Below are 24,815 nucleotides of genomic sequence, written 5' to 3' on the forward strand. Positions count from 1 at the left end.
CTCTATAGAATGATAAATCCTTACTCCCTATACCCTATATGACCCGTAATGAAAAGAACAACCCTTCAGGGTTGTTCGGCAGCGGGCTCAATTATTTAGACGTGAAAGAGGGACAAAAAGTTTCATTTCTTTCTGCCCCTCTGCATGAAGCATCTACGCTTCGTTCTGATGATCTTGCATCAGGGATACGTTACGCTGCGGCGTAAACGTCGAGATGGCGTGCTTATATACCATCTGTTGACGTCCATCGCTGTCAATGACGATCGTGAAATTATCGAATGCGCGGATTACACCGCGAATCTGGAATCCATTCGTTAAGTACACCGTCACAGGAACGCTTTCTTTACGCAATTGGTTCAAAAAAGTGTCTTGAATATTAATAGATTTATTCATCGTCCGTACCCCCAATAATCATGAGATTGTGTTGAAATATATTCAACCTCTTACCGAAACTTTCCTGCTATGATCTTACAAATTTGTGTGAAATGTTTGTCTGTCTGTTCCGAGTCAGTAACATCAACCCATTCAAGGTCTGTCATTCGGCGGAACCATGACAATTGACGCTTAGCGAACCGTCTCGTATCTCGCTTTAACAGTTCGACAGCTGCATCCAATGACATTTCGCCTTCCAAGTAAGCGGCAATTTCCTTGTATCCCAATCCCTGCATAGATACAAGATTACGCGAATAGCCTTGTTCCAGCAATTGGCGAACTTCGTCAATCAAGCCTTCCTGCAGCATGATGTCGATTCGGGCCTCAATTCGTTTATAAAGCATCTGCCTGTCCATTGTCAAACCGATCATGCATAAATCATACGGTGATTCTCTCTTCTGACGGGCTAGTTGAGATGATAACGGCTCTCCGCTCAGATAGAATACTTCAAGCGCGCGGATAACACGCCGCTGATCATGATGATGCAGACGCTCCGCCGTTATTGAATCCACTTCCTTCAACCGCTCATGCAGCGCTTCCGTGCCATGTGAAGCAGCATAATCCGCCATCTGCTGCCTGAACTCCTCATCGGAACTGTTGTCGCCGAATTCAAATCCATAACAGAGAGATTCGACATATAGACCGGTTCCACCTACGATGAAGGGAATATGATTCCTCGCGGTAATTTCGCGGATAAGCGTCCGGCCGCGATCTTGAAATTCTGCTACAGAAAAAGCTTCGTCCGGATCGTGGATATCCATCATATGATGAGGGATGCCTTCACGTTCCTGTACGGATAGCTTGGCTGTACCGATATCCATCTTACGGTACACCTGCATGCTGTCACCGGAAATAATCTCGCATTCATAATGCTTGGCAATGCTCAAACTCAGCTTGGTCTTGCCGACAGCCGTCGGGCCGACGAGGACGAGCAGCCTTGGTCTACTAAACGATGATGTTGTCGGCAATGTCAATCACTCCATAAGCTAATTTCGATCCCGTCTGGACGACACGGTTAAAGCCGAGCCGGGCAAACTCTGGGCTGTTGCGCAGCTCTTTCATGACTACTCTTTTTCTCGCCACACGCATCGCTTCCGCAATCGCTTGACGAGATAGCGCTTCATGATTCGCCATCGTCCGCATCGGATTAAACGCGGACGAATGTGTAACCGGCTCCCTGAACATCGGATCGAAATATACGATATCCATTGAACGGTCAGGCATCGATTTCAACTTTTGGGAGTGGTCTGCGCGCTGCAATTCAATACGGCGCATCGCCTCATTGACCTCCACCACATCGCTTTCATACAGCTGCAATCCTTCGTGTACCAGCGTGAACAAAGATGGCTCGCTCTCCAATGCGACAACACGCCCGGCGGCTCCGACCGCTATGGAGAAGACGAGGGCATCCGCCGCAAATCCCGCCGTGCAATCAAGCACCTCATCTCCACATGTCGCGCCGCTTGCCCTAATCATCGAATCGGCTTCACCGGCCAGAATTCGCTTCGCGCGCACAAACGCCATGCTGGGATGATAGGTCAATTCCGCAACCCCCAGTTGCGTGTAGCGTACGCTGTCATTCGTGTAGACAAGAAATTCATCATCGCCATATTTCCGTGTCAATCTTGATAGCGATTGCTTGCACCGCTCAACAAAGACATACCCGAAGGCATCTGCCGTGTGGCGAGCGCGCTCTTTGATGTGCGGGGATGAGAAATCACCTGTTGTGACAATCATTAGCTCCTCCTCATTATAAACGCTATGGAAAGGGAAACACAAATATCATCCTTTTACATAACCCGTTTAAACATTTTCTCTAAATCATAGGTAGTGAAACGCACGACAATCGGCCTACCGTGCGGGCACGTATACGGTTGACGGCACGTAGCGAGCCGGGCGAATAACGTCTCCGCTTCGGCATCGGACAGACGCTGGTTCGCTTTAATCGATGCTTTGCAGGAGCACATAATAGCCGACGCTTCTCGCAATTTCGCAATATCCGGCGCCTTTTCGCCCAATACCCAATCCGTCATTTCTTGAATAATCGATGTTTCCTGGCCCTTTGGGAACCAATATGGATGGGATCTGACCAGAAACGTCTGTCCTCCGAATGGTTCCATCCGCATTCCAATATGCTCCAACAGATGCATACGCTCGCGAATGCGCTCCGCTTCTGACGGCGTGAATTCCAACGTAATCGGCAGCAGAAGCTCCTGAGATGCTTGAGCCGGCCTGCCGAATTGCTCATAATAATATTCGTAATTAATGCGCTCATGCGCCGCGTGCTGATCGATTAGATACAGCCCTTCCTCATTGGAAGCAATGAGATAAGTGCCATGCAGCTGTCCGATCAACGATAGCGCAGGAAAAGGTGGCAATGTCGCTTCTTCCGACCGTTCGCCGCTGTCCATCCACTCTTTCCATGCTTCTCCGCTCTTCTTCGGCATATTGCCTGAGACTGAAGGGGGAACTCTATCCTTGAAGCCGCGTTCCTCCTGCTCCCCGTACCGAGGCTTCGCTTCATTCACGTAAGAAGCGCGCGCACCGGTTTCTGCAGGATGCTGAGCCGGTTCACTCTGCTTAGAAAACGTACCCTGTTGCTTCACTGCATCTTGCGGAACAACTGCACTGTGAGATGCCGCTGCATGCTGTTGAACAGACATGACGCTGTTCGTTAGAACAGTTGGCCTCAGCTCAATACGAGACGCTACTGCCGCGGTCTTCGTCTCGGTTGGTACGTCTGCAGCATTTTCGGCCCCTTCCTGAGCTGCAGCAGTCCCTGCTTGCGCCTCAGGGACGAAAGACTCAGGCGGTAAACTTGCGCCTTTGTTGCCAGACGAAGGAACCAATGCTCCCATCGGCTTCAGCTGCTGTTCATTGTTGGCATCCACAGTCGCGGCGGAAGCCCATTGCAGCTCCGTCTGCTCCACGAAGGTGCGCACCTTCGCTTTCGGGGCAGCCGCCTGCGGAATCAACTGCTGCTTCAGAAGCAGCTCTTGCAGCGTGCTCCCGATGAATTCACACAGCTCTGCTTCTTTGCTGAAGCGCACCTCCAGCTTGGCCGGATGTACGTTCACATCGACGAGCGTCGGATGCATCCGCGCCTGCAGCACAACCATAGGAAAGCGATTAATCGGCAGCAGCGTATGATAAGCGCGCAGCACAGCCTGATTCAACGGAAAGCTGCGCACATACCTGCCGTTCACGAACCACGACATCGCATTCCGGTTCGAACGTGTCATCTCCGGCTTGCCGATATAGCCCTCCAGTTCGAAGTCCAAATGCTCCGCCTTCACCTTCATCACGCTTTTAGCCGTATGGACGCCATATACTGCAGCGATAACTTGCAGCAAATCGCCATTGCCTATCGTCTGCAAGAGCGTATTATCATTATGCTTCAACGTGAAGGCAATGTTCGGGTATGATAAAGCCAAACGGTAAATCAAATCGGAAATATGCCCCAATTCGGTCTGAATTGTCTTCATATATTTCAAGCGCGCAGGCGTGTTGTAAAATAACTCGCGTACTGTAAATTCCGTACCTTGCATCGATTGCGCCGGCTCGAACGTCTTGATGGTTCCGCCTTCAATGACAAGCCGTCGCCCAAGGCCGCTGCCATCGGTGGATGTCACGACGTCCACCTTAGCCACGGCGGCAATACTCGCCAGGGCTTCGCCACGAAAGCCGAGGCTGCGGATAGCGAACAGATCTTTGCCTGTTACAATCTTGCTTGTCGCATGCCGCTGGAACGCATTTTCTACATCATCGTCCCCGATCCCAGAGCCGTTGTCTTTAACTCGGATAAGCTGCAGCCCGCCCTCTTCAACCGTCACGTCGATGCGAGTGCTGCCGGCGTCGATGGCATTTTCCACTAACTCCTTAACTACGGAAGACGGTCGTTCAACCACTTCTCCCGCCGCAATCTGGTTAGCTATGTGCTCGTCCAATATTTTTATGACCGCCATGCTCGGATACCTCCTTATTCAACAAGCTTGACTTCACGTGTTCAGACGCCGCCTGGCTGCTATTGCTTCAATGCACGAGCTTGTCTCATCAAATCGTGCAGCCGGTTCATCGCTTCGAGCGGCGTCATCGACAAAACGTCCACTTCCTGCAGCTCGCGGATGAGCTGTGCCCCTTCACCTGCCGCGACAGCATTTGAAGCGTGCTGCGACGTACCGGCTGCAGGGTGAGCTTGCGTCAAGCCGTCATCTTGGCCAGCGTCATGCGAAGACACGGCTTCTGCAGCCCGCTCTGCCGCTGCTGCTGATTCGCCCCATCCGAATAGCGACAGCTGCTCCACACCATTCACGCTCACGTGTGCTTCTGCAGTCGCAGGCGATGCAGCAGCCCGCTCTGCTGAGCCCTCCGCTGCACCAGCTGCTGGCAAGCTCGATGGCCCATCTAGCAAGGACTCTGCTGCGGTCCGGGGCTCATACTGCTTCAACAGGTCATATGCGCGTGTAATAATCGAATCTGGAATTCCAGCAAGACGGGCGCAATAAATGCCGTAGCTTGTGCTCGCCGCGCCCGGAATCAACTTGCGCAAGAAAGCAACTTGATTGCCGCTTTCCTTCACAGCCATGCACACATTTCTTAAGTGAGGCAATCGTTCCTCCAAATGCGCCAGCTCATGGAAATGAGTTGACACGAGCGCTTTGCAGCCAATCTCATCGTGCACGAATTCAATGACAGCTTGCGCTATGGACATCCCTTCGCTCGTCGATGTCCCCCGCCCCAGCTCATCGATGATGACAAGGCTGCGCCGTGTGGCTTTCGCCGTCATTACTTGAATGTCCATCATTTCGACCATGAACGTGCTCTGGCCGCCAATTAGATCGTCCGCTGCCCCGATGCGGGTGAAGATGCGATCGATAATCGGCATCTCCGCCCGTTCCGCTGGAACGAAGCAGCCGATCTGCGCCATGATGGAAATAAGCGCAACTTGGCGCATATAGGTGCTCTTCCCTGCCATATTCGGTCCTGTTATGAGCAGCATCCCAGCTTCCGCCTCTTGCAGCAGCGTGTCATTGGCCATGAAATTGCCGCTTTGCATGACCGCCTCCACGACAGGGTGGCGCCCCGCCTCAATATGCATGTCATAGCTGTCGTTAAGCTGCGGACGGACAAATCGTCTCGCAGCGCTCACATTGGCCAACGATTGATACACATCGATCTCGGCCACCGTCTCCGCTAGCGTCTGCAACCGGCGAATGTGCTCGGCGACGCGCTGCCGCAGTTCGCTGAACAGCTCGTACTCGAGTCCGACCATTTTATCTTCCGCTTCCAGTATGAGCGATTCTTTCTCCTTCAGCTCTGCTGTGACGAACCGTTCCGCATTGGCGAGCGTCTGCTTCCGTTCATACCGGCCTTCTGGCAGTGCAGCTAGATTGGACCGTGTCACTTCGATGTAGTAACCGAACACCTTGTTGTATCCGATTTTCAGCGACTTAATGCCCGTCGCTTCCCGTTCTCTCCGCTCCAACTCCGCAATCCAGCGCTTACCGTTCACACTAGCCTCACGCAGCTGGTCAAGATAATCGTCACAGCCTGGCTTAATTAAGCCGCCGTCTCGAACCGAGATAGGAGGCTCGTCCACAATGGTGTGCTCAATCCATTCCAGAATATCCTCACACGAATCCAGCTCCGCCACCCGCGCTTGGAGCGTCGTCGAGGACGTCTCCGCGCAGAGCTGCTTCAAGGCTGGAATTTTGTGCAGCGATGCTTTTAATGCCACCAAATCGCGTCCGTTCGCCGTACCGAAGGCGATGCGGCCGACCAAGCGCTCCAAATCATATATGGAAGCCAACTGCTCGCGGATATCTTCACGCCAAATCATCTGATGATAAAGAGTCTCCACAGCTTCGAGACGCTCATCAATAGCGCGGCGGTTCATTAAAGGCTTGTCAATCCAGCGACGCAAGAGACGCGCGCCCATGGATGTCTCCGTGCGATCCAGCAGCCAGAGCAAAGAACCTTTCTTCGCCCGCTCGCGTACCGTCTCCGTCAGCTCTAAATTGCGCCGCGTAAAAGAATCCAGCACTAAGTATTGGTCAGGCTCATATGTGCGAATCTGCGTCAATTGGCTTAAAGAACGCTTCTGTGTCTCAGATAAGTAAGCCATGAGCGTTGCTACCGCCTGCTGGCGCTCCGGCTCCAAGCGAGTCATTTCCGCTTCTCCGAATTGCTTCTGCGCCAACGACTCATCCAGCCGCGCCCATGAAGTAAAGAGCACCGACTGATTCCACGCCTTCGCAATCGGCTCCGCTTGCTCCAGCAGTCCGCTTGAGCCGATAATTTCGGTCGGCATATATACATTCAACTCATCAAGCAGCCACGAATGGGATGCAGGAGCAGATGTCACGACCATTTCCCCCGTAGACAAGTCACAGGCAGCCAGTGCGTTGGCGCCCTCATGCTCGGTCAAGCATACTAAGTAATGGTTCGATTTCTCATCAATCAATTTGCCTTCCATGACAGTGCCCGGCGTGACGATGCGCACGATTTCGCGTCGCACGACGCCTTTCGCAACTGCAGGATCCTCCACTTGTTCGCAAATGGCGACTTTGTATCCTTTTTCAATCAAGCGTTGAATATAGTTTTCGGCTGAATGATACGGCACTCCACACATCGGAATGCGTTCTTCCCCACCGCCTTCTCTACCGGTTAACGTAATCTCTAATTCTTTAGCCGCCCGAATGGCGTCATCAAAAAACATCTCATAGAAATCCCCGAGACGAAAGAACAAAAATGCGTCTTCAGCTTGTTGTTTAATCGACAAATATTGTTCAATCATCGGCGTATGTTTCGCCATAAGCAACCTCCGCTACCATGAATAGAGTTTTATTATATCAAAAAAAGAGCATATACTCACGCCGCATATCTTTTCTTCTAGTGCGTATTTAAACATCCCTCTATACTATTTGCCGTGCAGCCATGCGGCACGAATGTCATCATTCTCGTTCCAGCGCCAACCTGTGTTGATTCGCGTATACAGAGAACGGATGGCTTGAATGTCTACGTGGACAGGTCGGGAAACACCCGATATGTTGCTCCCCATTTCAGTCTCCAGCGCGTCCAACACTTCTTGAAGCAGCGCAAGCGCCAACGGGCGCAGCTCTGTCCCCGCCTCTTCCTCGCTGCACCGATAATAGCGCCGCACAATCTCCGCGCGCACGCTGTCTCTTCGCGCAAGCTTGGCCCCATGCACGACAACAGCATGGAATAAAGTAAGCACTTCCAGCGTCAACTGCGGACTCCCCAGGAAGCTTGGCAGCGTACGGTATTCGAATCCGCCTTCACCGCCATGCTCCTGCAAGCGCACGTCTCCGAACGTGCCATACTTAGGCCGTCGGCGCAGCGCCCCATGCGGGTCCTCTATTAATGCTAACGGAAGTGCGACATACGTATCAAGCATGCGAACGAGATCACTCGTCAGTGCGATGCCGCTAACATGGATATGTCCGCCAAGCGCAAAGGTCCCGAGCGGTTGACTCCCGGCGAGCCATACCAGCGAGATACCGTCTTCGTCCTTCGCTCTTATTAGGCGGGCAGCCCGTACCATGGAATCGCGCAGGTGCTGCAACAGCTGCGCCGGAGTCGTTGCAGGCTCTGGACGCAGCTCCATGAGCGGATAACGTAATTTGCCTTGAATGCGCACCGCATCACATCCGGCCCCCCCGCCTCGCGGCAAATACCGGATTGCCGGAACTATTTTGCGGCGCCCCGGATGATACAGAATCAGTTCCATATCGAGACCAAGCTTCAACGACGTCTTCGACTCATTCCGGCTGCTTGCAGTCTCCGCCAGCGTCATGGACCATGCGGCGATGTACCGCGACATAACCCACTCAGGGAGACGCCGCGGCGCCGGCTCGACCCGCTCGATAACGTCCCCCGCTTGCGGTTCATCCACAACGCCTGCTGGCCATTCAGCATTATGCTGCATCTCCTGAGAATGATACCGGAGCGTAATCGCGGCGATATCCCATCCGAGTGCATAAGCTGCACGCACCGCCATACGGCCGAGCCGCCGATACGGAGGTTGTGACCAATCGTCAAGCGGAAGGTAGCTGTACCCGCCTTGCGGCGTACGTATGCAATGAGCAGCAGCGGCGACTTCGCATTGATTCACCCAGAAGCACAACGTCCGAACAAACCGCCGGTTGTTCTCAATAGGATATGGCTCTGACCATACCGCTTCTTCCGCGATCGGAAGTCCCCATAAACGCAGGCGCAGGCGCATCGTGCGGTGATTCCAAGATTGGGCGAAGCGGTTCAGGATGATCATCCTGTGCTGTGTCCCAGTACGCACAGCACGCTTGGTTAACTCCTGCAATACCTCCTTCTTGTGAGAACGACGCATCCACAGCACAACGAGACAACCTTCATCCATTCGGTCGGGCCCCAATTCCGTCAGCCGATTGTTTTGCGTGCACAATGCGGTCGGGATTCCGGTGCCGTTCCACATTTGACAGACCCTGTCATCGTCGGTAAGCAACTGGATAGAATGAGGAATCGCTCCAGCTTTCACTTGGCTCCCCCCTCTTTCTTACCGTTAGTCAAGCATCACATTTTAATTAAAAAAAAGGAGGGCTCCCGCCCTCTTCGATAATGATATTGCTGCATATTCTAAAATATGAAGTACAACAGATGAGGACTGAAGACTGTCGACAGAACTCGTGACTCATCCACCATGCGCATGTTGGTTGAGAGTTAAAAAGGAGAATGAAATTAGAAAAGCGCCGCAAACGTGAAGGGCTTGCGGCGATGACTACAACTCCTCATCCGACAAGTCCGGGTCTAAATCGTCGAAACCGTCATCCTGGCTGCCAAAATCATAGTCTTTATCTTCAAAGTCGAGGCAACCGTTCGGACATACGCGTACACATACTTTTGTCTCTGCCACCATTTCCACGGCGAATTCACGCTCTACGCGAATCATGACGCCGGTTCCGCTTGACGATACACTCGCCTCTACACAGTTCGGCTCTTGAAGCGCTTCCGCCGACACTTCCTCCGTAGCGGCACGATGCTTCGGATCAACATACGACAATGGAACGAGATCGACATACGACACCGTTTCTTTCGCAACATCCGTTTGGGAATTGCTATTGTACGAATACCAGATGTTGATGTCGTAAGTACCGATGACCTCAATGCCATCTCCTGCCCGCACCGATTCATATTGATGGTTTATAATCCATGCCCCCAATATGCTAGTCGGATGATGAGGCGGAGTGACCGTATGTGTGACGACGGAGAACTTACGACCTTTGCCGCAGATTGCTTTTGTGATGATTTGCCGGCAGTGGTGTTTATCTGTAATTGCCATCCAATGGACCTCCTCCATACAATCATTCAATTAAAGTGTATGCAGGACATTCGTCTAGGGTGACAAAAATTTTTGAGAGGCCTTTCATTTTTTAAAAGAATAAAAATGCTTATGGCGACGCGGTTTACAGTGCAGCTCGTAACCTTTTCTTGTCTTTTTTCGCTATTTTTAAATATTGCTGCAGTTCCCGGTTCACTTGCAAGACCGCAGCGCGAACCTCAAACTCCTGCCGTGTAGCAGGCAAATCCATTTCACGAAAGACGCCTTCCAGCTCAATTAGAAGCTGCTCGGTCTTGCCCGTATAATGCGGTTCCTTCACATCGTCGCTCAATTGGTCGAACAAATCCGCGACCAAATAGCATTGCGGCAGCGATTGGAACACCTGTGATAGCAGTTGGAGCATGCTCTGCACATTCTCCAGCTGCGCTTTGCGCATATAAAAATAGACAAGCCATTGCTCATCCGTTCGAATTTCCTCCGTGCGCAGCAGGCGATTCTCCAATGCTTTCGAAGCGATCGCAATCCCTTCATTCACCTTCGCATCCGCTTCAATAATTTCTTGACCGTCCCAAATATAAGAAGAATCACGCAAATTCCGGCTGATTTGAATAAAAATACGTGAAAATTGTTCATCTACCTCCTTACGAATATGAACAAGCTTCTCTTCTTCATTCGGCATATAGACGAGATTGACGAGGGTGGCGGCGCCCAATCCGATCATGAGCAGCAGCACTTCGTTGAATATCCCGTGCAGCGTCAATGCACCCGAGCCGTATATATGAAATACGACGACGGAACTGGTAACAATGCCTTCCTTAAAGTTAAGGCGGGCAATGATGGGAAAGGCAAGCAAAATATATAGGGCAAGCACCCATAATTGAAACCCTAGCACTCCGAACAATGTAGCGGCCAGCAGAAGGCCGACCAATGAGGCCAGAAAGCGTGCGGATACCGTCTTCACACTGCGCTTGCGCGTTACGTCCACGCCTAATATGGCAAGCAGACCCGCTCCAAGCGGATTCATCGCACCGATAAGATCGGCGGTGATGATAGCGAAGATAGAAGCGATCGCCGTCTTAATGACACGAACTCCGACAAATCCAAATACCATGATATGTACTCCTTCATCATTCCAGTCTATATAAGGTAATTCAAAAAGTTCCCTTTTGAACACGCACTTTAACGCATTCCGATATTTTATTATATCGACTTCCCTCCATAGTTGCAAAAAAAGAGAAACGTCTTATTTTGACATTTCTCCATGCTTGTTAGCCAGGAACGTTATGATCGGCGAATCAGTTTCCGTTCCAAAAAAGCGACCGCTTTGTACATCAATGTGGCTACAACCGCAATGATAACGAGTGACGACATGACGAGCGTAAAGTTAAATACTTGAAATCCGTAAATGATTAAGTAGCCCAATCCCACCTTGGAAACGAGAAACTCCCCGACAATGACCCCGACCCAGGCCATCCCCACATTGACCTTTAACGTAGATACAATCGCCGGGAAAGAAGCCGGAAGAATGACTGTGCGGAAGATGACGCTCTTGCTTCCTCCGAACACACGCACGACCTTAACATAGTTCGGATCCACCTCGCGGAAGCTGTTATAGACGACAAGTGTCGTTATGATAACCGTAATGGACAAGGTCGTGGCGACGATGGCTGTGAAGCCTGGACCGAAGCCGACGATGAACAGCGGACCCAGAGCCACCTTAGGCATGCTGTTGAATACGACCATATAGGGGTCCAACACGCGCGCGAGAAATTCCGACCACCAAATCAATACCGCAAGCAGCGTGCCGAGTACCGTGCCGAGAAAAAAACCGACCACCGTTTCGCCAACCGTCATGCCGAGATGAGGCCAAATCGACCCATTGGCAAAATCCTGCACAATCTGCGTCCATATTTTGCTCGGATAACTGAACAACAGCACGTCGATCCATTTGAAGCGGCCCGCTAATTCCCAGAGTCCTACAAATGCAATTAATATGATAAATTGCGTCAGGGAGACGGTCGTGGCGAATCTGCGGCGCCGCTTGCGATAGCGGGCATACGTCTGTTCGACCATACTGCGGGAGTCAGGAAATTCGTCTGCGGCGCTGTTAGCCTCCGTTTGCTTTGCCATCGATCCCCCTCCGATCCGACGCTTCTAATTCTTTCCACAAATCATGAAACAGATCATTGAATCCCGACTGTTCCCGTGCGTAAAAAGGCTGGGTTTCCCGAATCAATTCCGGCACATCGAATGCACGCCGGATACTGCCAGGATCTCGGTTCAGGACAATGACCTGATCGCTGACCGCAATCGCTTCTGACAGATCATGCGTCACGAGCACCGCCGTCTTGCGATGCGCCTTTAATGTTTCTACAATGAGATCTTCCAGCTGAAGCTTCGTCTGATAGTCGAGTGCCGAAAACGGTTCATCCAACAGCAGCAGCTCTGGTTCGGTTGCCAGCGTGCGCACCAAGGCTACTCTTTGTCTCATGCCGCCGGATAACTGATGAGGATAGAGTGACTCTGTCCCTCCTAATCCCATACCGTCCAATAGTCTGATTACGCGTTCCTTCGAGGCCGAATTCAACCGCTTCGTCAATTCCAGTCCGGTACAGGCATTTTCCAGAATGGTTCGCCATGGAAATAAATAGTCCTGCTGCAGCATGTAACCGACACGAGGCGAAGGGCCGTTTACAAGCTGGCCGTACACGAACGCACTGCCGTAGGTCGGCTGCATAAGTCCTGCCATAATCGAGAGCAGCGTCGTCTTTCCACAGCCGCTCGGACCGACAAGGCTTACAAATTGCCCCGGCATGATGGTGACGGACAGTCCGTCGATAGCGAGCTTCGCTTCACGTTCCGTTACATACACATGCGTCACTTGCGACAATTGTACCGCTGGAACCATATGTCCGCCCCCTTTCCCAACTCTGTTCCTTCATGCGCCTCATTTTATTTAACCTTCTGCTTGGCATCCTGAGCGAATTCGTTGTTCACAATCTGCTTCAAGCTGATCCGCTGCTTCAATTCTCCGGCAGCTTCAAGCACGTCAAGCAGGTTGTTCCATTCCTTCTCCTCCAGTATCGGATCGGTGGCGAAAGAGCCTTCATCCTTATACCGCTTCACGGCACTAACGACGATATCCCGATCTGTATCTTTAAAGTAAGGCATAATTACATCCGTTATCGCTTCAGGCGATTCCGAATTCACCCAACGCTGTGCCTTAACTATCGCATTTGTAAATTTCTGAACCGTTTCTTTATTTTTCGTAATAAAGCTTTGCTTTGTCATAAATACGGTATACGGCAATTGGCCGCTTTCCACACCAAAGGATGCGACCACATAGCCCTTGCCTTCCCTTTCGAAAATGGAAGCTTGCGGTTCGAACAACTGAACATAATCCCCGGTACCTGACGCATACGCGGAAGCCACATTCGCAAAATCAATGTTCTGGATTAACTCCAAATCTTGATGTGGATCGATTCCGTTCTTTCTGAGCGTAAATTCTCCGGCCATTTGCGGCATCCCGCCCTTGCGCTGACCAAGGAACACGCTTCCTTTCAATTGATTCCAGTCGAATGAATCCGTCTTCGTCCGCTTCATTAAGAACGTTCCATCCGTCTGCGTCAACTGTGCGAAGTTAATGACCGGATCCTCGGTCCCTTGTTGATATACATATATCGACGTCTCCGAACCGACCAACGCAACATCTATGCCGCCGGACAACAGCGAAGTCATCGTTTTATCCCCGCCAAAGGTCGTCTGCAGCTCCACATCTAAACCTTCTTCTTCAAAGAAACCTTTGCCGAGCGCCACATATTCCGGCGCATAAAATATGGAACGGGCCACTTCTCCGACTCTCACCTTGATGCGGTCTCCTCCGCTACTACACGCGCTCAACACAATAGAAAATATGAGGACTGCGGCTAATGCGAATACACCCAATCGTTTAGGCATCATAATCATTCCCTCCTCTGCTTCTTAGTCAAGTCCCATGTCTGACAAACCATCAGTTTGCCATGTCGAACGGATATTGCAGTCTATGCATCATACTTACAATTGGTTATTGGCCCGTTTACCAAAAAACGCATTCCCTTCTTTTCGAAGGGAATGCGCTTCTGCTGTACACTGGTACAATTTATCTGCTTTTGACCAATATATTAACGGCTTCTTGAATCACGTCGTCCGGATCGTTGCCCTGCTCCAGCTGCTCTCGCACGCAGGATGCCAAATTCGCGCCGATGACTACTCCAATTGCGCGGTCCACTGCAGTACGAATCGCCGTAAGCTGGGTTACAACGTCCTTGCAATCCTTTTGCTGCTCCATCATGCTGAGCACGCCGCGAACTTGCCCTTCCACACGCTTGAGCCGATTTTTAACTGAATCATGATATTCCATCTCATACCTCCTTCCCATCGAGCCGCAAACCTCTATTCAATATGATACATAAAGCATACCTTGGCTTCGACTTCGGTTCAATAGGACGCGCTTTCCGACTCATCAGGCCACCAGGCTTGGCACCTTGTTCAACAACGTTTTTCAAAATCTCAACATACTGCCGTTTTGTACAAGAAGGTGCGTCCTTCTGTATAATAAGTATTATTCGGGTTGCCGCCGTTTTTTTCAAGTGCCTCATTTGGAAGAACCGAGCGCGTGTTCGCTTGGCTCAGAGCCCCCGCTTTGAATCAATATTTTCGTAAGGTATGCGCTATATTTCCATCTGCTGGCGAATATCTCTGTCTTAGAAGAAGCCGTCAAAAAATGAAAACGCAGCCCCGAAGAGCTGCGTTGTGTGATAATATGGCATACTATATACCGTAGACGTCCTTCGTCTTCTCTGTCAAATAATCGACCAAGTACTGCGGATTCAGCGCCTCGCCCGTCACCTTCATAACGATTTCCGACGGGGTTAGCAATTTGCCGTACTGATAAATTTGCTCGGACAACCACTCTTTAATCGGGAGCAATTGGCCTTGCGCAATCGTGTCGTCGAAAGAAGGCATTGCCTTGCGCATTGTATTCATAATCTGTGCAGCATACATGTTGCCGAGCGAGTAGGAAGGGAAGTAACCGAAGCCGCCGCCTGCCCAGTGCACGTCCTGGAGCACGCCTTCACCGGCGTTCTGCGGACTGACGCCAAGGTAGGACTCATATTTCTCTTGCCATACCCGTGGCAAGTCATCAACCGACAGCTCGTCATTGAAGAGCATCTTCTCGATCTCATACCGGATAATAATATGTAGGTTGTAGGTGACCTCATCCGCTTCAATTCGAATAAGGGAAGGCTCCACCCGGTTGATTGCGCGGTAGAACATGTCCCCGGTTACATTCTGCAGCTGAGTCGGGAATAATTTTTGCAACGATCCATAATAGTGCTGCCAGAACGGGCGGCTGCGGCCGACTACATTTTCCCAGAACCGTGACTGTGATTCATGAATTCCCATCGACGTACCGCTCGAGAGCGGCGTCCCTGCGAACTCTTTGCTAATATTTTGCTCGTAGAGCGCGTGGCCCCCTTCATGCAGCGAACTGAAGATGGCGCTGGCCACATCGTCCGTCTTATAGTTGGTCGTAATCCGCGCATCACCTGGATTCAAGCCAATCATGAACGGATGCACACTTTCATCCAATCTGCCCGCATCGAAATCGTAGCCCATTTCTTTCAACAATTGAAGACTGATCGCTTTTTGGCCTTCAATAGGGCACTCGCGGTACAGGAACTCGAATTCAGGCTGCGATGAAGCCTGAACGGATTGTACAAGCGGAACTAACGAGTCCCGCAGTTGACCGAACGTCTCATCCAGCTTAGCAACGGTCATCCCAGGTTCATACATATCGAGCAAAGTGTCATAGCGCGTATCTTTAACGCCCCAGTAATCAATGAATTGCTGAGTCTTCGCTACAATATCCCGTAAATACGGCTTGAACATCTCGAAGTCGGCTTTCTCCTTCGCTTCTTCCCACACCGTCTCCGCATGAGACGTAAGCACGACATACTCCTGATACAGCTCTGGCGGAATCATGCGGCTGCGGTTAAATTCCTTGCGGGCATCCGTCACCATCTTGCGATCGGCGGCGCTTAACGCTTCGAACTGCTCCGGCTGCTCAAGCGCATCCAAGCAGCTTCCCATCTCGTTCGATACGGACAGCTTGAACATATCACCTGACAGGACGCCAATCGTCTGCGCGCGCTGCTCGGCGCCTTTGCGCGGCGCTCCGGTGCGCAAGTCCCACTGCATCAGGCCGATCGCTTCTTCATAGCTTTTCAATTTTCCAGTGATATTATGAAATTGCTGCAAAACCGATTGATTTTGTGTACTCATGTGCCATCACCTCTATTTACGTATTCCCTTTCCTCTTGATGATACGTGGTGTAAACGATATAATCAACTTTCAATAACGGTTGTATCGCGTAAAGGAGCTGGAACAGATGTCCGTTATGATTCAAATTACCGAAGCGGCCGCTTCCGCGCTAGCGAACCGGCTTGTCCAATCCTGCTCTGGGAAAGGAATCATCAAGCTTATTTATGATACGGACGGTTGCGGCTGCGCCGTCAATGGAGTGCCGGCCTTGTGGCTAATCGGTGAGCCTGCCCCATTCGATCTGGCCGTGGACACGAATACCGGCTGGACACTCGTGATGGATAAGCATCAGATGGTGTTTTTCGATGAGGCGCTCGTTCTGGACGTGAGCGGCACGACAGGAATGTTCAAGCTGAGCAGCACGCAGCAAATTTATTCCACGCACGTCGCATGCGAAGATCATCGCAGAGCTCGTGCAAACTAACAGGTTTGGAGGAACCGCATATGTCCAATATGTTCGATATTTTGGATTACAATCGTCAATTTGTGGATAGCAAACAGTACGAGCAGTATTTGACCGACAAGTTTCCAGACAAGAAGATGGTCATCATCACCTGTATGGATACGCGTCTGGTCGAGCTGTTGCCACGGGCGATGAATTTGCGCAACGGCGATGTCAAAATCATCAAAAACGCTGGCGCTATCATATCGCAGCCGTTCGGGAGCGTCGTGCGAAGCGTGCTGGTCGCGATTTATGAATTGGAAGCGACCGAAGTAGTCATCGTCGGCCATTATGAATGCGGAATGACCGCGCTCAATTCCCAAGGCATTATCGATAAAGCGAAGGAGCGCGGAATCCAAGATGTCGTCCTCGATACGTTGACGAACTCCGGCATCAAGCTTCATCATTGGCTGCGCGGCTTCGATAACGTGCACGAAGGCGTGCTGAACAGCGTTCGCATCCTGCGCAAGCACCCGCTCCTGCCACCGGATGTGCCGGTTCACGGCATGGTCATCCACCCAGACACCGGCGCGTTGGAATGGATTGCGGACGGTTATCACTATTTGGAAGAGCAGAACTCCGAGTCTTCGCACGAAGAGCATTTTCCTTCCGCCACTCGTTAAGCCGTTATTGTAACGGGAAAAGCTCCTGCTTCAGAACCATCGTTCTGTGACAGGAGCTTTTATTGGTTGTTCATTCACATGCATGCCTGCAGCGACTGCTCGAGCGCAGCCGTGTCCATCTGTTCACCGATGACGACGATAACGTCCTTCACATCACCTTGCGGCGTAATCGGCACAAATTCGGTTGCGCGATAAGCAAACTGAAACATATATCGCTTTGTCGTGTCCGTGAAGGAAACGATGCCTTTCGCCCGGTACACATTCGCGGGCAGCGACATCAGCCACTGTTCAAATCGTTCACTGTCGACAGCGCGCGGCATCGTATAGGTCCATACGGTTACGGCATCGTGAGTATGATGATGGTGGTGCTCACCTGCGGAGGAATTCGACTTGCCAGCAGCGGTATGGGAGACTTTCGCATCCATGCAGCTTCTCCACAGCTCCGGTTCCACCTTAGCATGTCTTGTAACCTCTATTCGAGCGCCGGCATTCCATTCTCGCAAGCGCAGTTTAACCGCTTCAAGCTGCTCCACTGTTGCGAGATCTGCTTTGTTGAGCAGAATCAGTTGAGCGGCGCGAACTTGTTCTTTCAACAAATGCATCATTTTGCGGTTGCTCGTCCCGCGCTCCGCTCCCGAGTCCGGGATGAATAGATCGGCTAAATGCTTCGCATCAGCCAACGTAACGATGCTCGTCAGCACGACGTTCGTGTAGAGCGAGATTTCCGTTATCGAATCCACGAGCTCCATCGGTTCAGCAATCCCCGTGCATTCCACATAGATGATATCGGGTTGTTCCTCTTGAACCAATTCGTACAGCTTCAAGCCGAAATCTCCCCGCATGGAGCAACAGATACAACCATTCAGCATTTCCTTCATCGCAACGTCAGCTGGCAGCAGCTGTCCATCCAAGTTCACTTCGCCCGCTTCATTCATGACGACCACTGGCTTCAACCCTTGTTCCATGCTCCACTGCAGCCATTGCTTCAATAAGGTCGTCTTACCGGTACCGAGGAAGCCGGATAAGATGACAACGGGAATCGTCGTATTATTATTCTGTTCGTGAACGGACATGATTGCATTACCTCATTTCATCTAGTGCAAAAATTGATTGTGGTCTTCTCTGTTCCCATCACATGATACAACCTTCATACTAAGGGCGCAACAAAGGCCTTGGCCACAGCCAAAAAGCGGTACAGAAAGAAGGTTCAAAGGAAGGGAACTTGCTAATTGTGATAGAATATATATACAAAAATAGAAGTTGTGAAATAGAGTATTGCAATTATGTAAATCATTACATATACTATCATTGGAGACTTGTTCAATACAGATGCAATAAGGAAAGTATGCCGTCTAGCAGCAAGTCATTCTGTGGAGGTGTTATTATGCTCAATACGTTATCTTACGGATTACTCGGACTGCTCGCGAGCGAATCTTGCTCTGGATATGATTTAATGCTGCGCATTCAACCGTTCTGGCAGGCAAAGCATAGTCAAATTTATCCCCTGTTAGCCAAGCTGGAACGGGAAGGGTTCGTTCAATATGTCCGCATCGAACAGCGGGACAAGCCGGATAAGAAAGTATATTCCCTAACCGAGAAAGGTACCGAAGCTGTTATCGAGTGGCTGGCCGAACCGCCTGCAGAACAGAGTTCGCGCGATGAATTGAGCTTGAAGACGAAGTGCATTTGGATGACGCAGCGCGACATTTCGATCCCTTTATTTTTAACCCGTCTGAAGCAATTGGAGACGAGAACCGCTTATTATGAAAAATTGCTCCAACGCATTCCTGAGGAAGAACGCCACGTGCGTTCAAAGCATTTTGGCGATTACGTGCTTCTTCACCGCGCCATTTCATTGGCCGCAGCGCAAATCGAATGGTGCCGTTGGGTTGTCAATATGCTGGAACAAGAGGAAGAGCTATCTTGAGAAATATCCGTCCCGCTCTGTGGCGATCCACATGCAATAGAGCGGGATGATTAGCATGATTCAGCTCCTCTTTCCCTTTGCTTAAGACGATGCGCTTCCGCCCGTGCGGCTATCACGTCTTGTCGATCACGAAGCATATGTCGATGAACGACATCGTCCATTACATGACTGTTCGTCGAGCACCATGTCCACCCTTGGTGTTCACATTGCTCCTTGCACTGCTCACACAAGTCTGGATCAGCAATCGGCAGATTCCATTCCTCATAGTCAGGACGGACCGATATTCTCTCACCTGCTGTCCCTGATCTATTCAATTCTGTCAACTTGGCCTCTAATTGGCTTAACAATTGCTCTCCATCCAACCCAAGGTCGTGCCAAGGAACTTGATTGGCGTGCGACATTGCGCTTCTTAGCATTTTACACGCGCCTGCTGTATTCCCTCTGCGCTCATGATATAGACCTACGGCAATCTGGACTAGCGTGAGCCACCACTGCTTACGTTCCATCGACGTCTCAGCCTTCCACATTTCTTCCATAATCTCATGGCATTCGAACCAATCCCGCGACCCATGAAAGTGCAGTAAATACTCGATATAAGGTTTCGGATAATGCATACCTTCTCATCCTCCGACAGCATATTAATAACTCATTTTTCAACAACCATTTATACTATATATTCGACACAGATGCAGGTTGCTTTTTAATAATAACATATATCGAATAGTTAACGTGTTTTGAACACGTATTAACAGCATAACGAGCGTTGCAAATTGTAAATGTTTTTCATCAAATCAACTTTTTTTGAAACCTCACCATACTCCGTTCGTATTAGGTATCGGATGATATCTATTCTTCTATGAGGAGGCAATTCATGCGTAAGTGGATAATGGTTGTTATGGCATTCTTTCTTATTTTTGCGGTAACTACACCGTCTATGGTAGATGCCAAGCGCGGAGGGTCTTTCCGTTCCGGAGTTAAGAATTACAATCCTGCTCCGAAAAAAACAGAGAATAAGAATCAAGTTAATCGTTCCGACAGCTCGAATAACTCCAAATCGACTGGAGCCGCCACAACACAGAAACGCGGTTTCTTCAGCGGAGGAAGCTTGATGAAAGGCCTGATGATTGGCGGCCTCGCAGGACTGTTATTCGGCAGCATGTTCGGCAACCTTGGCTTCTTCGGCGAACTGCTGGGATTAATGGTGAACCTGATGGCATTGTTCCTTCTCGTATCGCTCGTCCTCCTAGTCGTGCGCAAGGTTAAGGAACGCCGCAATCCTCCGAAGCCGGAACACGGGCGGTGGAATTAATGAAGATGCGCATCAGCATGGATGAACTCATCAACGCGGTGTGTCTCCACATGGCAATGCGCAGACAAGTGCAGCCGACAGACGTTCAGGTCGAACTGTGTTGGGATGAGGAGCATGGCTTCACTGCCGAAGTATGGGTTCATGGTCGGCAACAGTATTTGGTAGAAACGAATCTGCTCGAAGCCGTGGAGCAATATGTATATAAAGAATACGGCCAGCGGGTGTTTCGTCACCAGATCACATTGGATGTCGACGACGAAATCTGGGCAGATATCGATACAAGCCAATAAATCACATAAGTACATGGAGGCGATAGTGCTTGGATCCACACAATGATGTTCCGTGATGGTCCAAGCAACTGTCGCCTTTTGTTTTTCTTACTTGAAAAAGTGACAAAAATTCATTCCTGCTTATTCATGATTTGGTGAACATTTTTTTGTATTTTGTAACAACATTGTCTTTTGTTTTTAAGGTTTATTTAATGTTGCTTAAGTATGATAGGTATAATGGAATAAGATTAATTACGGTGTTCACGCACTAATAGTAGGAGGTTTGTTGCTATATGAAAACAGTTTACATTGAATTTCAAGAACGACAAGTACCCGTGTTTTGCACTAATATATCGCACAAAAATACATTTTCTTTGCTTATGGATGCCTTAAATCGCAAAGTCCGCACAGGCAAGCGGGCCATTAAAACCTGCTTGGAAACGTTAATCAGCATTGAAATCGTAGGATCGGAAGCCATCCTACATACGAGACGGGAAATGGACACGCTCGCGCTATCCCTGTACTGATTTACTTCTCACTTCTCACCTAACCAAATGATGAATAGGCATTGGAATTCAGCGCATATCCCGTAAAGGATATGCGCCGTTCTTTTTCATCCGGCTCATGCAACCATCTGGAAAAATACACTTGACACGATACAAATTGTATCATAAAGTACAAATAGTGCTATAGAATCGTTTTATACGATTTTAGAATGGATAAAGGAGCTTTACCATGACCATTGGAGAGCGCTTACGCGGCTTGCGTCTTGCCCGCAATATGTCGCAGGAAGAAGTCGCTCGTCATATCGGAGTGACTCGTTCGGCCTATAGTCATTATGAGATCAACAATCGACAGCCTGTATATAGCAATTTGAATAAGCTCGCTCTGTTATTTGACGTTCCGATCGACTATATTCTCAATGAGGACCGCACCGACTATGCTCGTGAAACAAAACAATTACTGCAGCTCTGGCATTCGTTGGATCATTCTTCAAGACAACATACGCTTTATATATTGCGCCAGTCCATTCAACAAGCCGATCATTCCGCCCAACCTTAACGTTGTGGGCTAGATATGCGATACGCAGGAAGCACGATATGGAACGTCGTCCCTGCCCCTTGACCGCTTTCTACTCCAATCTGACCAGAATGAAGCTCGATTACTTCTTTGGCAATGGCCAGACCGATTCCGCTTCCTCCAGTTGACGAATTTCGTGATTTATCTTTCTTATAAAATCTATCAAAAATAAAAGGCAAGTCCTCTTCCCTCACACCGATTCCCGTATCTGTCACCTCGATATGTATGGTTTCTTTCTCTGCCGTGTATTGTATGCGAATCGTAATCGACCCGCCTGTCGGCGTAAACTTAACCGCATTGTAGATGAGATTATCGAATACTTGCGTCATTCTGTCCAAATCAACTCTCAGAACGATACTGGCTGGAGGAACATCCCGATACGTCTCGTTATAACAAGCGAAGATCAACCCCTTTCCGGAAAGCTCCAGCTTGTAGTTATCTTCCAAATGAGTGATGAAATGCTCCAAAAGAACCTCTTGCTTCGAGAATTGGACTTGCCCCGCTTCCAGCTTGGATAGTTCGAACATGTCACCGATGAGATGATTCAGACTGTTAATCTTGTTGAGCATCAAACGGATATATTTCTTTTGCTCTGCCTTGTCATACACGATTTCATCCTGCAGCACTTCCAAATACCCTCTAATCAACGTAATCGGAGTACGTAAATCATGCGATATGTTGGTGAATAAATGCCGTCGGGATATTTCCATACGTTCCAGCTCTTTATTATTCTTTTCTAAATGTGCGTTCATGTGCACTAATTCCGCTGTGCGCTTTTGAATCCTCTGTTCCAAGCTGGCGTTCAGCTCGGTTAATTCCGTCGAGACGGATTCCAGATCCGTCAATACTTGCGAATACCGCAGCGAAATGACGAGCGATTGCAAGAAGATGCACACGACAAGCCCAATCGGCGCCAAGTCCCGAATAGGAGCAAGCTCATGGCTATAGAGGATATCGTTAAGGACCAGCACGCTCAGCACGGCGAACCCGATGAGCGCAATATATGCTCCTAATCTATGATGGTGGACGGCTCTGAAATTCATCGCAAAAATATAAAGCACAACAGCGACGATATAAAACTGATAGCCGCTTAAGAAGGACGTAAAAACGCTCGTAGGCAGCGACACAGTCATTCCGATAAGGAGACTGCCCGCGCCGATGAGGAACCGATATGTGCGCAAGCAGGCGTCCGTGTCCTCGGTGAACAAGTAGCGAATATAACCGACTCCCGTCATAGCGGCAATCAACATCAAAATGTATTCTATCCGAGTATTGATGCTCCACGACAGCATCGGCAGCCAAGAGAGCAGCAGCATATCCCCCGAAGTCACAATACGGAATGCCATCGCAATGCATAACACGCCGAACAGGATTGTATACCTGTCTTTGCGCCGTTCGATAAACAGCCCGATATGATATAAGCCGACCATTAGCAAGCACCCGAAGAGGATGCTGTCACGAACCGTTTCCATTTTGCTTTTGCGGATAGTTTGTTCAGCGAGGCCAAAATACGGGGATTGCCATATTCCCCCGCGTTGGTGCGAGTAATTTGCAACCTGAATGACGATCTCCGCCTGCTCCCCCGGCATGTGAAACATAGCCATCCGCCGTCTCGTCGAAGGCTCATACGTATTCTCGTCTTCGGATACGGTGCCTTCATTTAATACGAGCCTGCCGTTCACCCACAATTGATAGGAACTGTATATGCTGGGCAGCCATACGCCATATAGAGAATCAATGTCGTCTTTCATAATGTGGAGACGGTATGTAGCATAACCTGCTCCCGAGCGCTTCCCTTCCTGAAGCTGGAACTGATTCCACGATGCTGGAACAGGAGCGTAATACGTCACCTTGCGGGGGGCGATAGCGGCGGCTGGAGACAGCAATTCATGCCAGTTGAACTCCCACTGTCCGTTCAGAGGAACAAGGCCTTGGCTCCTAAAGTCCCATCCCCTTACATCCATCACTCCATTTCTCACCTGCGGAGCAGCATTGCCATCAACTAGCGAGCCGACCACCTGTAGGACTAGAATCGTTATTAATGTCATCGCCATCATAATATGAAAAGTGATTCGGCGCATTTCGTTTCCCCCTCTAACCCTACCATTTTATAACACAGGGGACTGTTTGACGATATATCGAGCAAATATTGCCGAAAAAAAAGGAATAGATTGTCATCTTCTGACAACGTTCGCTATAATGGAAGGAGTGACGGAGGTGACGGCCTGCAATGAACGATTTTAAGATATTAATCGTAGATGATGAATTAGAAATAACAGAGCTCATATCGTTGTATTTGCGACGCGAAGGTTATCACGTTTTCATTGCAGATAACGGTTATACCGCACTGCAAATGGTGAAGGAAGTGACTCCGGACTTGATCATCCTTGACATTTTGCTGAAGTCGCTTGACGGAATTGAAGTGTGCAAGGAGATACGCAAGACTTCGAACGTGCCGATTCTGTTTGTCAGCTGCAAGAGCGATGACGTTGACATCATTATGGGGCTTACAGTCGGAGGGGATGACTACATAACGAAACCTTTCAGTCCGAGTCAGCTCGTCGCACGCGTCAAAGCACATTTGCGCAGAACCTCGCTCTCGTCCCGGAATTATCCGACACCGCCGCAGCATAAGCTCGCTTTTGGAGCGCTGGAGATCGATCTGCACAGCCACAATGTAATTATAGAAGGAAAGTCTGTGGCGCTTTCCGCCAAAGAGTTCGATTTACTCGCCTACTTAGCTCAATCTCCGAACAAGGTGTTTAGGCTGGAGCAATTATATCAGCACATTTGGAACACGGAAAGCTTTGGGGATACACGAACCCTTATGGTACATATAAGCAATCTACGCAAAAAAATCGAACCAGATCCAACACAACCCCGGTATATCGTTACGGTGAGAGGTGTAGTTACAAATTTCAGGCCGATTCCTATTAGAGGTTGCTCAAAAAGTCCTCTTTTGAACACGCACTATTAGTATATCCATCCATGCGCCAGAGACCGCCATCCTGCACAGGTTGACGGTCTTCTTTTCA

At 49.9% G+C, this 24,815-nt stretch carries 24 protein-coding genes; 8 read left to right on the forward strand and 16 right to left on the reverse strand.

Annotated features, from left to right (window positions below):
- Positions 1-153: 153 nt before the first annotated feature.
- The 13 genes from hfq to M3650_RS15570 form a co-directional block, all read right to left on the reverse strand.
- A complete protein-coding gene (gene hfq, locus M3650_RS15510) occupies positions 154-393 on the reverse strand; it encodes an RNA chaperone Hfq (protein ID WP_019420440.1) in 240 nt (79 codons plus the stop codon).
- A gap of 50 nt (positions 394-443) precedes the next feature.
- On the reverse strand, positions 444-1,400 hold the full coding sequence (gene miaA, locus M3650_RS15515; protein ID WP_251576047.1) for a tRNA (adenosine(37)-N6)-dimethylallyltransferase MiaA: 957 nt from the start codon (positions 1,398-1,400) through the stop codon (positions 444-446).
- Positions 1,378-2,169, reverse strand: coding sequence for a class I SAM-dependent methyltransferase (locus M3650_RS15520; RefSeq protein ID WP_251576049.1), 792 nt, complete (start codon positions 2,167-2,169; stop codon positions 1,378-1,380). The genes miaA and M3650_RS15520 overlap by 23 nt, the downstream gene beginning before the upstream one ends.
- A gap of 53 nt (positions 2,170-2,222) precedes the next feature.
- Entirely contained in the window at positions 2,223-4,397 is a 2,175-nt protein-coding gene (mutL, locus tag M3650_RS15525) for a DNA mismatch repair endonuclease MutL (protein ID WP_251576051.1), read from the reverse strand.
- A 59-nt stretch (positions 4,398-4,456) separates the two neighbouring features.
- Positions 4,457-7,246, reverse strand: a complete 2,790-nt coding sequence (gene mutS / locus M3650_RS15530; RefSeq protein ID WP_251576053.1) for a DNA mismatch repair protein MutS — start codon at positions 7,244-7,246, stop codon at positions 4,457-4,459.
- A 105-nt stretch (positions 7,247-7,351) separates the two neighbouring features.
- Entirely contained in the window at positions 7,352-8,965 is a 1,614-nt protein-coding gene (locus M3650_RS15535; RefSeq protein ID WP_251576055.1) for a putative amidoligase domain-containing protein, read from the reverse strand.
- 240 nt (positions 8,966-9,205) lie between these two features.
- The gene (locus tag M3650_RS15540; RefSeq protein ID WP_019420446.1) at positions 9,206-9,766 is read right to left on the reverse strand and encodes an outer spore coat protein CotE; all 561 of its coding nucleotides are present in this window, start codon (positions 9,764-9,766) and stop codon (positions 9,206-9,208) included.
- A gap of 124 nt (positions 9,767-9,890) precedes the next feature.
- Positions 9,891-10,877: an aromatic acid exporter family protein gene (locus M3650_RS15545; RefSeq protein ID WP_019420447.1), complete on the reverse strand. Its 987-nt coding sequence runs from the start codon at positions 10,875-10,877 to the stop codon at positions 9,891-9,893.
- A gap of 170 nt (positions 10,878-11,047) precedes the next feature.
- On the reverse strand, positions 11,048-11,896 hold the full coding sequence (locus tag M3650_RS15550; RefSeq protein ID WP_019420448.1) for an ABC transporter permease: 849 nt from the start codon (positions 11,894-11,896) through the stop codon (positions 11,048-11,050).
- Positions 11,874-12,674 (reverse strand): ABC transporter ATP-binding protein, encoded by an 801-nt coding sequence (locus tag M3650_RS15555; protein WP_019420449.1) that lies wholly within the window; start codon positions 12,672-12,674, stop codon positions 11,874-11,876. The genes M3650_RS15550 and M3650_RS15555 overlap by 23 nt, the downstream gene beginning before the upstream one ends.
- 44 nt (positions 12,675-12,718) lie before the next feature.
- Positions 12,719-13,726, reverse strand: coding sequence for an ABC transporter substrate-binding protein (locus M3650_RS15560; protein ID WP_251576057.1), 1,008 nt, complete (start codon positions 13,724-13,726; stop codon positions 12,719-12,721).
- 178 nt (positions 13,727-13,904) lie between these two features.
- Positions 13,905-14,165 (reverse strand): metal-sensitive transcriptional regulator, encoded by a 261-nt coding sequence (locus M3650_RS15565; protein ID WP_019420451.1) that lies wholly within the window; start codon positions 14,163-14,165, stop codon positions 13,905-13,907.
- Between the two features lie 410 nt (positions 14,166-14,575).
- Positions 14,576-16,090: a carboxypeptidase M32 gene (locus M3650_RS15570; RefSeq protein WP_251576059.1), complete on the reverse strand. Its 1,515-nt coding sequence runs from the start codon at positions 16,088-16,090 to the stop codon at positions 14,576-14,578.
- A gap of 107 nt (positions 16,091-16,197) precedes the next feature.
- Between M3650_RS15570 and M3650_RS15575 the strand changes: the two genes are divergently transcribed.
- Together M3650_RS15575 and M3650_RS15580 are read left to right on the forward strand one after the other, a co-directional pair.
- On the forward strand, positions 16,198-16,554 hold the full coding sequence (locus M3650_RS15575; RefSeq protein WP_251576061.1) for an iron-sulfur cluster biosynthesis family protein: 357 nt from the start codon (positions 16,198-16,200) through the stop codon (positions 16,552-16,554).
- 20 nt (positions 16,555-16,574) lie between these two features.
- Positions 16,575-17,195, forward strand: coding sequence for a beta-class carbonic anhydrase (locus M3650_RS15580; protein ID WP_251576064.1), 621 nt, complete (start codon positions 16,575-16,577; stop codon positions 17,193-17,195).
- A 74-nt stretch (positions 17,196-17,269) separates the two neighbouring features.
- On the opposite strand, the gene M3650_RS15585 is transcribed toward M3650_RS15580, so the two are convergent.
- Entirely contained in the window at positions 17,270-18,268 is a 999-nt protein-coding gene (locus M3650_RS15585; protein WP_251576065.1) for a CobW family GTP-binding protein, read from the reverse strand.
- Positions 18,269-18,579: 311 nt separating this feature from the next.
- On the opposite strand from M3650_RS15585, the gene M3650_RS15590 reads away from it, so the two are divergent.
- Positions 18,580-19,122: a PadR family transcriptional regulator gene (locus M3650_RS15590; RefSeq protein WP_251576067.1), complete on the forward strand. Its 543-nt coding sequence runs from the start codon at positions 18,580-18,582 to the stop codon at positions 19,120-19,122.
- Positions 19,123-19,172: 50 nt separating this feature from the next.
- Here M3650_RS15590 and M3650_RS15595 read toward each other — a convergent pair whose 3' ends face one another.
- Complete coding sequence (locus tag M3650_RS15595) at positions 19,173-19,736, reverse strand: DUF309 domain-containing protein (protein WP_251576069.1); 564 nt, start codon at positions 19,734-19,736, stop codon at positions 19,173-19,175.
- A 257-nt stretch (positions 19,737-19,993) separates the two neighbouring features.
- On the opposite strand from M3650_RS15595, the gene M3650_RS15600 reads away from it, so the two are divergent.
- The 4 genes from M3650_RS15600 to M3650_RS15615 all read left to right on the forward strand — a co-directional run bounded on the left by M3650_RS15600 (position 19,994) and on the right by M3650_RS15615 (position 21,762).
- Entirely contained in the window at positions 19,994-20,431 is a 438-nt protein-coding gene (locus tag M3650_RS15600) for a hypothetical protein (RefSeq protein WP_251576071.1), read from the forward strand.
- The gene (locus tag M3650_RS15605; RefSeq protein WP_251576073.1) at positions 20,431-20,721 is read left to right on the forward strand and encodes a YxcD family protein; all 291 of its coding nucleotides are present in this window, start codon (positions 20,431-20,433) and stop codon (positions 20,719-20,721) included. The genes M3650_RS15600 and M3650_RS15605 overlap by 1 nt, the downstream gene beginning before the upstream one ends.
- Positions 20,722-20,993: 272 nt before the next feature.
- Positions 20,994-21,227 (forward strand): hypothetical protein, encoded by a 234-nt coding sequence (locus M3650_RS15610; protein WP_019420461.1) that lies wholly within the window; start codon positions 20,994-20,996, stop codon positions 21,225-21,227.
- Between the two features lie 208 nt (positions 21,228-21,435).
- A complete protein-coding gene (locus tag M3650_RS15615) occupies positions 21,436-21,762 on the forward strand; it encodes a helix-turn-helix domain-containing protein (RefSeq protein WP_251576075.1) in 327 nt (108 codons plus the stop codon).
- Here the strand turns inward: M3650_RS15615 and M3650_RS15620 are convergent.
- Positions 21,759-23,861, reverse strand: coding sequence for a sensor histidine kinase (locus M3650_RS15620; RefSeq protein WP_251576077.1), 2,103 nt, complete (start codon positions 23,859-23,861; stop codon positions 21,759-21,761). The two genes, M3650_RS15615 and M3650_RS15620, sit on opposite strands and share 4 nt — an antisense overlap.
- A gap of 149 nt (positions 23,862-24,010) precedes the next feature.
- Between M3650_RS15620 and M3650_RS15625 the strand changes: the two genes are divergently transcribed.
- Complete coding sequence (locus tag M3650_RS15625) at positions 24,011-24,757, forward strand: response regulator transcription factor (protein ID WP_251576078.1); 747 nt, start codon at positions 24,011-24,013, stop codon at positions 24,755-24,757.
- Positions 24,758-24,815: the final 58 nt, after the last annotated feature.

Source organism: Paenibacillus sp. MER TA 81-3 (assembly GCF_023713585.1).
In the GTDB taxonomy this organism is placed as follows: Bacteria; Bacillota; Bacilli; order Paenibacillales; family Paenibacillaceae; genus Paenibacillus_B; species Paenibacillus_B profundus.

Coding starts and splice junctions, on each gene's coding strand:
- hfq (WP_019420440.1), bottom strand. CDS start 393: ATGAATAAATCTATTAATATTCAAGACACTTTTTTGAACCAATTGCGT.
- M3650_RS15520 (WP_251576049.1), bottom strand. CDS start 2,169: ATGATTGTCACAACAGGTGATTTCTCATCCCCGCACATCAAAGAGCGC.
- mutL (WP_251576051.1), bottom strand. CDS start 4,397: ATGGCGGTCATAAAAATATTGGACGAGCACATAGCTAACCAGATTGCG.
- mutS (WP_251576053.1), bottom strand. CDS start 7,246: ATGGCGAAACATACGCCGATGATTGAACAATATTTGTCGATTAAACAA.
- M3650_RS15540 (WP_019420446.1), bottom strand. CDS start 9,766: ATGGCAATTACAGATAAACACCACTGCCGGCAAATCATCACAAAAGCA.
- M3650_RS15545 (WP_019420447.1), bottom strand. CDS start 10,877: ATGGTATTTGGATTTGTCGGAGTTCGTGTCATTAAGACGGCGATCGCT.
- M3650_RS15550 (WP_019420448.1), bottom strand. CDS start 11,896: ATGGCAAAGCAAACGGAGGCTAACAGCGCCGCAGACGAATTTCCTGAC.
- M3650_RS15555 (WP_019420449.1), bottom strand. CDS start 12,674: ATGGTTCCAGCGGTACAATTGTCGCAAGTGACGCATGTGTATGTAACG.
- M3650_RS15560 (WP_251576057.1), bottom strand. CDS start 13,726: ATGATGCCTAAACGATTGGGTGTATTCGCATTAGCCGCAGTCCTCATA.
- M3650_RS15565 (WP_019420451.1), bottom strand. CDS start 14,165: ATGGAATATCATGATTCAGTTAAAAATCGGCTCAAGCGTGTGGAAGGG.
- M3650_RS15570 (WP_251576059.1), bottom strand. CDS start 16,090: ATGAGTACACAAAATCAATCGGTTTTGCAGCAATTTCATAATATCACT.
- M3650_RS15575 (WP_251576061.1), top strand. CDS start 16,198: ATGTCCGTTATGATTCAAATTACCGAAGCGGCCGCTTCCGCGCTAGCG.
- M3650_RS15580 (WP_251576064.1), top strand. CDS start 16,575: ATGTCCAATATGTTCGATATTTTGGATTACAATCGTCAATTTGTGGAT.
- M3650_RS15585 (WP_251576065.1), bottom strand. CDS start 18,268: ATGTCCGTTCACGAACAGAATAATAATACGACGATTCCCGTTGTCATC.
- M3650_RS15590 (WP_251576067.1), top strand. CDS start 18,580: ATGCTCAATACGTTATCTTACGGATTACTCGGACTGCTCGCGAGCGAA.
- M3650_RS15595 (WP_251576069.1), bottom strand. CDS start 19,736: ATGCATTATCCGAAACCTTATATCGAGTATTTACTGCACTTTCATGGG.
- M3650_RS15600 (WP_251576071.1), top strand. CDS start 19,994: ATGCGTAAGTGGATAATGGTTGTTATGGCATTCTTTCTTATTTTTGCG.
- M3650_RS15605 (WP_251576073.1), top strand. CDS start 20,431: ATGAAGATGCGCATCAGCATGGATGAACTCATCAACGCGGTGTGTCTC.
- M3650_RS15610 (WP_019420461.1), top strand. CDS start 20,994: ATGAAAACAGTTTACATTGAATTTCAAGAACGACAAGTACCCGTGTTT.
- M3650_RS15615 (WP_251576075.1), top strand. CDS start 21,436: ATGACCATTGGAGAGCGCTTACGCGGCTTGCGTCTTGCCCGCAATATG.
- M3650_RS15620 (WP_251576077.1), bottom strand. CDS start 23,861: ATGCGCCGAATCACTTTTCATATTATGATGGCGATGACATTAATAACG.
- M3650_RS15625 (WP_251576078.1), top strand. CDS start 24,011: ATGAACGATTTTAAGATATTAATCGTAGATGATGAATTAGAAATAACA.